The 11,842-nt window shown below is 71.6% G+C and carries 9 protein-coding genes; 6 read left to right on the forward strand and 3 right to left on the reverse strand.

The features are described from left to right. Positions 1-401 precede the first annotated feature (401 nt). The 3 genes from O0S08_RS22155 to O0S08_RS22165 are packed head-to-tail and all read left to right on the forward strand — an operon-like array spanning position 402 to position 4,129. The gene (locus O0S08_RS22155; protein WP_269041200.1) at positions 402-2,549 is read left to right on the forward strand and encodes a type VI secretion system Vgr family protein; all 2,148 of its coding nucleotides are present in this window, start codon (positions 402-404) and stop codon (positions 2,547-2,549) included. Between the two features lie 6 nt (positions 2,550-2,555). After that, on the forward strand, positions 2,556-3,326 hold the full coding sequence (locus O0S08_RS22160; RefSeq protein ID WP_269041201.1) for a hypothetical protein: 771 nt from the start codon (positions 2,556-2,558) through the stop codon (positions 3,324-3,326). A 2-nt stretch (positions 3,327-3,328) separates the two neighbouring features. Then, positions 3,329-4,129: a glycoside hydrolase family 19 protein gene (locus O0S08_RS22165; RefSeq protein WP_269041202.1), complete on the forward strand. Its 801-nt coding sequence runs from the start codon at positions 3,329-3,331 to the stop codon at positions 4,127-4,129. A gap of 10 nt (positions 4,130-4,139) precedes the next feature. On the opposite strand, the gene O0S08_RS22170 is transcribed toward O0S08_RS22165, so the two are convergent. The 3 genes from O0S08_RS22170 to O0S08_RS22180 form a co-directional block, all read right to left on the reverse strand. Continuing rightward, positions 4,140-5,255 carry an immunity protein Tsi6 family protein gene (locus O0S08_RS22170; protein WP_269041203.1) on the reverse strand — a complete coding sequence of 372 codons (1,116 nt, stop codon included), beginning with the start codon at positions 5,253-5,255 and terminating at the stop codon, positions 4,140-4,142. A 13-nt stretch (positions 5,256-5,268) separates the two neighbouring features. After that, positions 5,269-6,291 carry a PAAR domain-containing protein gene (locus tag O0S08_RS22175; protein ID WP_269041204.1) on the reverse strand — a complete coding sequence of 341 codons (1,023 nt, stop codon included), beginning with the start codon at positions 6,289-6,291 and terminating at the stop codon, positions 5,269-5,271. Between the two features lie 323 nt (positions 6,292-6,614). After that, positions 6,615-6,980, reverse strand: a complete 366-nt coding sequence (locus tag O0S08_RS22180) for a hypothetical protein (RefSeq protein ID WP_269041205.1) — start codon at positions 6,978-6,980, stop codon at positions 6,615-6,617. Positions 6,981-7,237: 257 nt separating this feature from the next. On the opposite strand from O0S08_RS22180, the gene O0S08_RS22185 reads away from it, so the two are divergent. The 3 genes from O0S08_RS22185 (at position 7,238) to O0S08_RS22195 (ending at position 11,833) form a co-directional block, all read left to right on the forward strand. Then, complete coding sequence (locus tag O0S08_RS22185; RefSeq protein WP_269041206.1) at positions 7,238-9,361, forward strand: hypothetical protein; 2,124 nt, start codon at positions 7,238-7,240, stop codon at positions 9,359-9,361. A gap of 264 nt (positions 9,362-9,625) precedes the next feature. Continuing rightward, positions 9,626-10,312, forward strand: coding sequence for a response regulator (locus O0S08_RS22190; protein WP_269041207.1), 687 nt, complete (start codon positions 9,626-9,628; stop codon positions 10,310-10,312). A 156-nt stretch (positions 10,313-10,468) separates the two neighbouring features. Then, positions 10,469-11,833, forward strand: a complete 1,365-nt coding sequence (locus O0S08_RS22195) for an ATP-binding protein (RefSeq protein ID WP_269041208.1) — start codon at positions 10,469-10,471, stop codon at positions 11,831-11,833. Positions 11,834-11,842 lie beyond the last annotated feature (9 nt).

Raw genomic sequence — 11,842 nt, forward strand, 5'->3', positions numbered from 1 at the left:
ACGCCCCCCGCGCCTCCATCTCGGCCCCGGGGAGGCCCCGGGAGGGCATAGGAGGTTCACGCCGGCGTCGCACGCGCTGCGCTGCACGCGGAGCCGTGCGCGTGTGGGCCTCTGCGCGTCGATCCGGAGCGAGCTTCCTCGCGTGGTCGTCACCAGCGACTCGTGATTCGCACGTCGTCGCGGCGGCCTCGCGTGAAGCAGCGACGACGCGCGCCCCGCGAGCGCCCGCGATTGCCCTCCAGTACCCGACTCGTCCCTGCGTGCAGCCGTCGCGTCGACTCGAGTTCGCGACACGCTCGGTCGCTCGCGCCTCGCCCTCTGCGATGCGCGCAAAGACGCGTTGACGCAGCACCACCCGCGTGCAAAGCATGGCCGGAAGCGGCCGACTGGGCCTCTGTCTCATGAACCAGCGCGATCTCGTCTCGTCGGGCTCCGGGTCGCTCGCAGACCTGTCCGTGTTCACCCTGGACGTGGCGGACCTGCCGCTGCAGGTGGTGCGATTCACCGGGCAGGAGGCAGTCTCCGAGCTGTTCCGCTTCGCCGTCGAGGTCGCCAGCGCGGCCGAGATCGACCCCGAGACCTTCGTCGGCCAGCCCGCGCTGTTGACGATCCAGGGCCTCGACGTCGAGCGCGTGGTCCACGGCATCGTGTGCGAGGCGGAGTACATCGGCGCCACCCGCTATCTGCAGCGGTACGAGCTGATCGTCGAGCCCTGGGCGCACCGGCTGCTCCACCGCCACGACTGCCGGATCTTCCAGGACAAGACCACCGCGCAGATCGTCGGCGAGGTGCTGACGAGGGCCGGCCTGCCGCGCGACTGGTTCCGCTTCTCCCTGACCGGGACGTACGCGCCGCGGAACTACTGCGTGCAGTACCGGGAGAGCGACCTCGCGTTCGTCAGCCGGCTGCTCGAAGAGGACGGCATCTTCTATTTCTTCGAGCACGAGCGGGACCGGCACGTGTGGGTGATGGCCGATCACGTCGGGGCGCACGGCCCGATCCCCGGCACCTCCACCGTGTGGTTCAACCGGCCTAACAACCTGATCCAGGACCGCGAGCACGTGAAGGAGCTGCAGATCGGCAGCCGCGTGCGGACCGGCAAGGTCACGCTGCGCGACCTCAACCTCCACCGCCCCGATCAATCGCTGGAGGTCAAGGAAACCGCGAAGTACGGCCCCGAGCTCGAGCAATACGACTTCCCCGGCGAATATCAGGACCCGGGCCGGGCCGGGCCGCACCAGGGGCAAGCGATCGCGCGGATCCGCCTCGAGGCGCACCAGGCCACCCGCCGGCAGGCCGTCGGCGCCAGCGATTGCCCGCGGCTGATCGCGGGGGCGGTGATGACCCTCGTCGGCCACCCGCACGAAGAGCTCAACGGCGAGTATCGCCTCCTCCGCGTCGAGCACAAGGGCGAGCAGCCGCAGGCGCTGCTGCACGACGCCGGCGGCGAGACGTCCTATCATAACAGTTTCACCGCGACCGAGCTGAAGGTGCCGTTCCGGCCGGCCCGGGTCACGCCGAGGCCGGCGGTGCGCGGGGTGCAGACCGCGACCGTCGTCGGGCCTGCAGGCGAGGAGATCCACACCGACGAGCACGGTCGGGTCCGCGTGCAATTCCACTGGGACCGCGAGGGCGAGCACGACGAGCGCAGCACCTGCTGGGTCCGCGTCAGCCAGGCGTGGGCCGGGCACGGCTGGGGCGCGATGTTCCTGCCGCGGATCGGTCACGAGGTGCTGGTCGACTTCATCGAGGGCGACCCCGACCGGCCGATCATCACCGGGCGGATCTACCACGGCCTCAACGAGACGCCGTACACCCTGCCGGAGCACAAGACGCGCAGCACGATCAAGTCGGACAGCTCGATCGGCGGCGGCGGCTACAACGAGCTGCGCTTCGAGGACAAGAAGAACGACGAGCAGATCTTCCTGCACGCGGAGCGCAACCTCGACGTGCGCGTCAACAACGACGCGTTCTCGACGGTCCACCGCCACTCGCACGTGACGGTCGGCGACGACGAGCAAGGCAAGGCCGGCGACAGCTTCGTCCAGCTCTACCACGACCACCACCTCAAAATTCACCGCCACACCACCGCGCACCTCGGCGGCGACGTCCAGCTCCTCGTCGGTGGCGTCGACGCCCCCGGTCGCGTCGACCTCCACGTCCGCAGCGACAAGCTCGAGCTGGTCGACGGCGACAGCCACGCGCACGTGCGCAAGAGCCAGCTCGAGAAGATCGACGAGTCGGTGTCGCGGATCGTCGGCGGCAACGAGCAGGCCAGGATCGCCGGCCGCCTCGCCGTCGAGGCCGGCGACGAGGTCCACTTCAAGGCCAGCCGGATCGTCCTCGACGCCGGCGAGGCGCTGACCATCCAGGGCCCGGGCGGCTTCATCACGATCGACGCGGGCGGGATCTACATCAAGGGCAGCATGGTCTATATCAACAGCGCCGGCTCGGCGGTCCGCGCGGCCGCGGCCGATCCGCGGACGGCGGCGGACGCGAAGGACGCCCAGCCCGTGCCCGCGATCCCGTCCGAGCGCGGGTCGAAGTAAGTCGCGATGCTGACGATCGGCAAGGACCAACTGGCGCGCTTCCGCGAGCCGCCGCGCCGCGCCTTCGAGGCCGAGATGGTGGCCCACCTGGCCGCCTTCTCGCCGCCGCTGTTCAAGACGCTGGGCGAGGCGCAGATGCTCGTGGTCGTGCGCACGGGCATGGCCGCGGCCGAGAGCTACGGCTTCGACCTGCGCGGTCCGGTGCGCATGTACCTCGAGCTGATGCTGCTGTTCGGCAGCCGCTTCGACACCGATCCGCAGTACCCGTGGTTCCACGAGCTGCTGACGGCCTCCCCCGACGCGCCGCAGATGCAGCGGGCCGGACGGATCCACGCGCGGGTGACGGAGTATCGCCGGCAGGTGGCCGGGCCCGAAGACGAGTACACGTTCGCGGCGCTGCGGCGGATCCTGAACGTCGCGGAGCAGCCGCTGGAGTACCCGCCGACGCACATCGTCGCCGAGATGTCGCGCCAGTTCGCGGCCGTGTACCCGGAGAAGGTCGCGCATGTCGGCGAGCAGGCGCTGGCGAACTTGATCCGCGAGGGCGTCGAGACGGCGCGCGACCTCAAGTCGCCGAGTGCGCGCGGCGAGGCGCTGATGAGCGTGCTGATGTTCGCCTTCGGCCACGGCTGCGCCGACGATCCGCTCTACCCGTGGATCGCCAGCACCATCCGCGACGGCATGGTCCCCGAGCCGGCGAGGTGGCCGGTCCGGCTCGAGAAGAAGGCGATCACCTGGCTGAAGCACGTGCTGGGTGACCTGCCGAGGAGAGGCTGAGCATGGCCCATCGCCAGGGACTTACCGATCTCGACGCGAAGTCCGGCGCGAGCGGCGTCGATTCCTCGGTCGGCGCGTGCGTGGGCGATTGCCCGCGCTGCTGCGCGAAGGTGACCGAGGAGCAGATGAGGACGATCTTCTCCAGCGCCTCCGCCACCAAGATCACGGGCGTGACCCAGGCCTTCAACAGCGCCTTCGAGAAGTTCGAGCTCAACCGCTGCCTGCGCAAGGCCCACTTCTTCGCCCAGATCCAACAGGAGGTCGGGGCTTCGATCAGCGTGATGGCGGAGGACCTGCACTACCGCGAAGCGGGGCTGCTGAAGAACTTCGAGTACTTCCGAAAGCACCCCGAAGAGGCGAAGCTGTACGGCAAGACCGACGAGCACGGCGCCGATCCGGAGGCGATCGGCAACCGGGCCTACGCGGACCGCAACGGCAACGGCAACATCGAGAGCGGGGACGGCTGGAAGTACCGCGGCCGCGGGTTCATCCAGATCACGGGCAAGGAGACCTACCAGAACGTGCAGAACCAGATCGACGCGCGCTACCCGGGCTCGGGAATCGATATCATGACGAACCTCGAATCTACGCTCGAGCCCAAGGGCGGCATGATCTCGGCGATGGCGTACTGGCGGTGGAAGAAGCTCAACGATCGCGCCGACAACGGCGACACCGGGGAGCACGTCGACAAGATCACCGACATCGTCAATTACTACACCCACACGCGCGCGGAACGGCGCGCCAACTTCGACACCACGAAGGTGGTGTTCAAGGTCGCCGAGTGCACGAACCGCCCGAAGTGAGCGCGGCCCGTCAGCGGAGCTCGCGGAGGCGGCCGTCGGCGTCCTCGAAGTAGATGCCGTCCAGGCCCTTCAGCAGCTCGGCGCGCTGCTCGGGCGTGAAGACCTCGACGGTGGTGCGCATGACTCTCGGGTCGTAGAAGCGGAAGAACAGCCGGCGCGGCTCGCCCTCGCCCTTGACGACCAGGAACTGGCGCAGGTGGCGGCGCACTGCCTCGAAGTCGGCGTCGCTCTGCAGGAAGACGCCCCACGCGTCGCCCCAGCCCGCGTGGACCAGCCGCTCGAGCAGCCCGGAGTCGCTGCGGAATTGGACGAGGTACGGCGCGACGTCGTCGAAGGCGCGGCCCTGTTCGCCGTCGTACAGCGAGGCGTGGGCGTCGACGCTCTCCTCGACGAGCACGAGGGCGCGGTCGGAGCGAGCGGCGTCGACGACCGCGTACAGGGTGCCGGCGTCGCAACGAGGCCGCAGCGCGGCGAGGGCGGCCGAGCTCGCGGGCGTGGGCGTGACCGGGGAGCGCGGCGGGGTGCGGTCCTCGACGAGGAAGCGGAAGGTGGTCGCGCCGGCCTTCACCCAGCCGCGATTGGCCAGCTCGCCGTACCAGCCAGGGGCGCCGTCGAGGATGAGCTGGTGCGGATCGTGGGCGCGCACGTGGGCGCTGACCCCGTCCCACACGATCTGGAATTGCGGCGAGCCGGCGGCGTCGGCGTGGACGATGAAGTCCGCGCGCGCGGTGCCGACGGTGCGCGGCACCCCGTGCTCGAGGATCAGCTTGCGGAAGGCGTCGCGGCCGGTCCACACCTGCAAGATCCCGCGGCGCACCCGCGGCGGCCCCTTCGGCAGCAGCGGGTAGCGATGAAAGGTGTAGTCGAGCTCCTCGAGCTGGTCGGCAAACTCGGGGTCGAGCTGCTCGAGCTCGCGGGCCGCGAGCGGGCCGAGGGTCGTGCGGGCGCGCTCCTCCGGGTACGGGACGCGGCCGTCGGCGGTGGTGCGCGCCATGTAGTCGAGCTGCGCGTCGACCTGCCGCAGCAGCGGCCAGCGCGACGGGTCGAGCTCGCGGGTGCGCTGCTGGGCCTCGCGGAGCACCTCGGCGAAGGCGTCGCGGGACAAGATCCGCATCGTGTCGGCCATGGCGCGCAGCCTCCTACGGGAGCACCAGGCTGGCGCCGGCGTGGAAGACCTTGGGGACCATGAGCTGCGTCCCCCCACCCTCGCAGGAGGTGATCTGGCCGGGGTCGTCGGCCGTCGGCGGCATCGACCAGGTGTCGGTGATCGCGGCGGCGGTGCTCTTGAGGCCGAGCGCGGGCGCGTCGTCGTCGAACGCGATCACGCGCATGTCCCGAGGGACAGGTGGTGGCGTCGGCTTGCCGTCCTGGAGCGCGTACACCAGCTCCGACACGCCGAGCTGCTCGGGCGGCACGTCGGCCGCGAGCGAGAAGTACTGGCCGGTCCCGGCGCCGGGCAGCCCGCGCTGGTAGAGCGTCCGGCCGGCGACGTCGACGACCTCGACCGGCTGCGAGATGTCGATCCCGCCGAGGTGCGACCAGATCCGGCTCGGCTTGACCTTGTCGCCGGTGTGCGCGGCGTAGAACTGATAGGCGACGGCGTAACGAGCGGAGCGACGGAGGTCGTCGAGGCCGTCGTCCTCGTCGAGCTGACTGGCGAGCTCCTGCGGCGTCAGGCCGTCGGCGACCAGCAGCGCGGCGCCGATGAGCGCGCCCACGGGTGGCTCGTCGTCGACGAGCGTGACGGTGTCGGTCTCGATCGGGGCCGAGTCGTCGCGCTCGTCGAGCTCCCGCCGCCGGCGCTCGCACTCCTCACAGAAGGGCGTGGCGCGCTGAGCGGCCGAGAACAGCGCCATGCTCTGCGGCGAGCCGCCGATGATGACGGAAGGGCAGCCGGCGGTGACCTGGCCGCCGTGCGACGACGGGTCGGTCTTGCGCGCGGCGTCGCGGAAGTTGATGAGCACCGTCGGCGAGCCGTCCTCGACGCTGTCGGCCGGCCCGACGGGGAAACAGACGACGCTGTCGCCGACCCGCGCCGCCGGCGAGAAGCCGATGATGACGTTGGCGCTGCCGCTGAGGATCGGCCCGCCGACGTGCGGCACGGGCCCGGGCTCCACCTTGGGACAGCTGTGCATATCACCAATACGTGCGGCGTCGGGCATGCTCCGGCGATCCTCGTCCGCCGCGCTCGCGCACGCGACCGAGGCACTCTAGCAGAGACGGCGCGCGGCTGTTCCGGCGCGCGGGCGCCGAAGGTCGTGCGCCGCGTGAGCAGGGGCGCCCACGACGTCCGCTTCGGTGAGCGCGTGAGCGGGACCGACGCGACGCGCGCGAGGTCGAGGTTCGTCAGCGCCGTCGTCGCGGGTCACGAGCCGCCCTTCCCTGCTCGCGCCGGCAGGTCGGATCGCCCGCGCTCGAGGTCGCGCAGATTCAAGCGCCTGGATGCTGAGCGGCCGCGAGTTCGCTCGAGCAGTCGTCATCGCCGTCACGGCAGCAGCTCGTGGGCTGGCTGCAACTCGAACAGCCCCGCCCCGGTCGTGCCGGTGATATCGACCTGCCCCCGGAACACGCGGACGTGCTCGTACAGCCCGCCGCAGAACAGCACCCCGCCGACCTCCATGCAGCACGCCTCGCAGCCCTCGTAGACCCGCCAGCCGAGGTCGCCGAAGCTCCGCGGGTCGTGGCGACAGTCCGCGCTCGGCATCGTGTACACGGCGCAGCGCGGGCGGCCGCGGTGTCGGCAGACGTCGTGCGGGAATGGCTCGGGTGCGGCGTAGCCGAGGCCCTGCAGCGCGGCCTCGAAGTCGGTGCGAGTCGGCGGGGCAGCGGCGGTGCGGACCTTCCGGGGCATGCGGTCGAATCCAGAGTATCCACCGCGGTCTCGCCAATGCAACCACGGCGACGGCCTATGTTCATAGTCCCTCCGCCGCGAGCGGGCCCATTCGCCGCGCGCATCGCCGTGTTCCCCTCCGCGACCCAGGTACTCCCTCATCCGCGAGCGCCGCTGATCCGGGGCGAAGGCGAGCGTGGGGAAGCGAATCGGACAATTCGCGATCATCCCGCAATTTAAAAGCAACCCGCCGCAACTGTCTGTGTGGAGACCCTTCCATGCACCTTCACCTGGACTCGCTTGTTCGCGCGGGACGCCCTGCGCTGTCTTCCCGGCTGTTCGCCGCGCTCGCGGCCCTGGCGACGGCGGGCGCAGCTCGTTCCGCGGCCGCGGCCCCGTCGCTCGAACGCGCCTGGGGCACCTACTTCGGCGCCTCCGGCGATGAATACACCAACGACTTCGAGCTCGACGCCGCGGGCAACATCTACGTCGTCGGCAGCACGATGGGCACCGGGCTCGGCACCGAGGGGGTCCACCAGCCGGAGTTCGGCGGGCTCAGCGACACCTACCTCGCCAAATTCGACCCGACGGGCAAGCTCGTATGGGCGACCTACTTCGGCGGACCCCATATGGAGTACGCCCGCGGCCTCGCGGTCGGTGCCGACAGCGTGGTGATCGTCGGGAGCACCGGCTCGTCGACCGGCATCGCCACCCGCGGCTCGCTCCAGCCGGCCCTTTCCGTCGGCGAAGACGGCGGTGAAGACGGCTTCGTCGCCGCCTTCAGCCTCGACGGCGCGCTGACTTGGGCCACCTATCTCGGCTCGCCCGAGGTGTACGAGTGGGCCAGCGCGGTCGAGATCGACGCCCAGGGCTCGGTGTACGCCGTCGGTTACGTCCGCGGCAGTACGCCGGGGCTCGGCACGCCCGGCACGCATCAGCCGGACTACGTCGGCGAGACCGGCGGCAACGGTTTCCTGGCCAGGTTCACCCCGGAGGGCCAGCTCGAGTGGGGCACCTACTACGGCAACTTCTCCGGCGGCATCTTCTCCAGCGTATCGCTCAACGCTCTCGGCGAGCTCTACGTCGGCGGCGGCACGTTCGCCCCGTCGAAGGTGATCGCCAGCGAGGGCGCGCACCAGCAGAACTACGGCGGCGGCGGCGACGACGCCATCCTGGTGCGCTTCAACCTCGACGGCACCCGGGCCTGGGGCACCTTCTACGGCGGTACGATGCAGGACCTCGACGCCTCCGTGGCCGCGCTGCCGCAAGGCGGGGTCGTCCTCTCTGGCTACACCATCTCCAAGAACAACATCGCCACGCCCGGCTCGCACAAGCCCGAGGGCGACGGCTCCGACGGCTTCGTCGCGCGCTTCGACGCCGCCGGGAACCGGCTCTGGGGCACCTATTACGGCCACGGCTGGTCGCAGCTCGTCGGCAGCGTCGGGATCGACGCGGTCGGCTCGATCTACCTGTGCGGCCAGACCAACTGGCCGGACGATTACGGCACGCCGAACGGGTACCAGCCGACCTTTCAAGGCGAGGAGGACGCGTACCTCGCCAAGCTGAACAGCGACGGCGTGCTGCAGTGGGGCAGCTACTACGGCGGGGCCGAGTTCGATGGCTGCGTCGGGACCGCGGTCGACGCGAACTACCGCGTGCACATCCTCGGCGGGAGCGCGTCGACCAGCGGGATCGCCACCCCCGGGACCCACGACGATGAGCACGCCGAGACCGGCTGGGACAGCTTCCTCGTGCAGTTCACGCAGCCGATCGGCAGCGCCTGCGCGAGCCCGGACGACTGCGACGGCGGCCCGTGCGTCGACGGCGTGTGCTGCGACAGCGCCTGCGGCGACGGAGCCGACGACTGTCAGGCCTGCAGCGCCGCGCAGGGGGCCGTCGCCGACGGCGTCTGCTCGCTCCTCGCCGCCGACGTGGTCTGCCGGCCCTCCGCCGCCGCCTGCGACGCCGCCGAGTTCTGCCCCGGCGACGCAGTCACCTGTCCAGAAGACCAGCTCGCCGCCGACGGCGAGCCGTGCGACGACGGCACGTGCGACGCCGGCGTCTGCGTGCCCGGCGAAGACACGACCGGCAATGACACGACCGGCGAGGATACGACCGGGGAGGACACGACCGGTGAGGACACGACCGGCGGCTCGAGCGACACGAGCTCGACCAGCGACGATCCGAGCGGCGGCGGTCCGCCGACCACCGGCCAGCCTGGCACCACCGGCGAACCGGTCGACGAGTCGAGCAGCGACTCGAGCGGCGACGCGACCGGAGCCACGAGCGGGCAGCCCCAGCAGGGCGACGGCGGCTGCGGCTGCCGCAGCGACGGCGGCGCGGGCGGCCTGCTCGCGGCCCCGCTCCTGCTCCTGCTCCGCCGCCGGCGCGCGAAGACCTGACCGCGTGAGCGGCGGCCCACGCCTGGGCGTTCATGCCGAGCGCGCGGCTCGTTCTGCGTCGACGCTGGGCCGGACCCACCGGCGCGCATCGGCGCTCTGACGGCCGCGCCGCGCAGCGAGTCCGTCGTGAGCTCGCGCCGACCGCCGCCGTCGATGCAGCCAGCCGCGCGACGCGGTCGCCGCCTCACGGGTCCGGTCTTGCGAGCGCCTCGTGTTTCTCGCAGATTCACGGCGCCAAGGCTGCCGAGGATCGACGTCCCCGACGTGGAGAGCCGTCCACAAATCCTGCTGGTCGAGGACGACGCGCGACTCGCCGGCCTGGTCACCGCGTTTCTCACCACCCAGGGGTTCGAGGTCCGCGCCGTCGCGGACGGTCGCGCGGGGATCGCCGCCATCCTCGCCGAACCACCCGACTGCGTCATCCTCGACATGTTGCTCCCGGGCGCCGACGGCCTCGAGGTCTGTCGCGCCGTTCGCGGCCGCTATCGCGGGTTCATCCTCGTGTTGACCGCGCAGGACGAGGACATCCACGAGGTCGTCGCGCTCGACACCGGCGCCGACGACTACCTGGCCAAGCCCGTACGCCCCCAGGTGCTCCTCGCCCGCCTGCGGGCCCTGCTGCGCCGCGGCGCGCGGCTGAGCGACGCGTGCATCCTCGCGGGCGACCTCGCCATCGACGGCGATCGGCGCACGGTTCACCGCGCGGGCGTCCCCGTCGCGCTCACCGACGCCGAGTTCGACCTGCTCTGGTTGCTGGCCACGCGAGCGCCCGCAGTGCTCTCGCGCGACGAGCTGGTGGCGGAGCTGCGCGGGATCGAGTTCGACGGCCTCGACCGCTCGATCGACATGCGGGTGTCCAAGCTGCGGCGCAAGCTCGGCGACGACCAGGCGCCGCATCGGCGGATCCGGACCGTCCGCGGGCGCGGCTACCTGTTCGTGAAGGACCGATGAACGACCTGTCGGTGCGCTTCCACGTCGGCGTCGTCGCGGCGCTCGCCCTCGCCCTGCCCTCGTTCGTGAAGGACCGATGAACGACCTGTCGGTGCGCTTCCACGTCGGCGTCGTCGCGGCGCTCGCCCTCGCCCTGCCCTCGCTCGTGAAGGACCGATGAACAACCTGTTCGTGCGCTTCTACGTCGGCGTCGTCGCGGCGCTCGCCCTCGCCCTGCTCCTCGTCGTCCTCGCGGCGGCCGGGCGGCACGAGACGACCGCCGCGCGCGAGGCCCAGTCGGCCAGGCTGGCGGAGCACTACGTCGAGCTGACGCAGGGCAACCACTGGTTGATGCAGGAGGCTTTGCTCGCGCGACCGCCCGCGGAGTGGGACGCGGTCCTCGAGCAATGGCGGCCGCACTTCCGCTACCCCATCGCCCTGCAGCCCGCGCGCGAGCTGCTCGCCGGCGAGCTGCCGCCGTTCGTGCGCGAGCGCCTCGCGGTCGGTGAACCCGCCGCGTGGTCGCGGCTCGCTAGCCCGACCTCCGAGCGCCTCACCCTCTATCTGCCGCTCGCGGGGTCGGACCGCGTCCTCGTCGAGGAGCTCGAGCTCGGGCCGCCCGTCGACGTGTTGCTCGATCTCCTCGGCGTCGACCTCGTGGTGCTCCTGGCGATCCTCGGCCTCACCATCCTCGCGCTGACGCGGCCGCTCGCGCGCCACGTGAACCGCCTGGCGGACGCCGCCAGCGCGTTCGGGGCCGGCCGACTGGACGCCCGCGTCGGCGCGTCCGCGCCCGAGCCGATCGGTCGGCTGGCGCGCACCTTCAACGCCATGGCCGAGCGCATCCAGCGGGCCGCGGACGAGCAGCAAGCGACGCTGCAGGCCATCTCGCACGAGCTGCGGACCCCGATCGTGCGCCTGCACTTCGCGCTGGAGGTCGCCGGCGGAGCGCTGGCCGAGGTCCCGGCGGCGCGCGAGCACCTCGAGGAGATGGCGCGCGACGTCGGCGAGATCGAGGCGCTGGTCGAGGAGCTGCTGACCTACGCCCGCCTGCAGCCCGGCGCGCCGCCCCTCGAGCTCGTGCAGCTCGACCTGGCCGAGCTCGTGCACGACGTCGTGCGCGACCTCGGACCGCTGGCGCCGCGGCTCGCGCTGGGGATCGACGGCCCCGCGTCGGCGCCCTGCTCCGCCCATCCGCGGCACCTCGCGCGCGCCGTCAGCAACCTCCTGCGCAACGCCCAGCGCCACGCGCGAGCGCAGGTCCGCGTCAGGTTCGCCGTCGCCGGATCCGCCGCCACGGTCACCGTCGACGACGACGGCCCCGGCATCCCCGAGGAGCACCGCGCGCGCGTGTTCTTGCCGTTCGAGCGGCTCGACGCCAGCCGCAGCCGCGCCACCGGCGGCTACGGCCTCGGCCTGGCCATCGTGCACCGGGTGATGCAGGCCCATGGGGGCAGCGCGCGCGCCGAGGCCTGCGACCTCGGCGGCGCGCGCCTGGTGCTCGCCTGGTCCTGGCCCGGCGAGGCCGACCGCGGCGATTGAGGCGCGCCC

It is taken from the genome of Nannocystis punicea, from assembly GCF_026965555.1.
Taxonomy (GTDB): Bacteria; Myxococcota_A; Polyangia; order Nannocystales; family Nannocystaceae; genus Nannocystis; species Nannocystis punicea.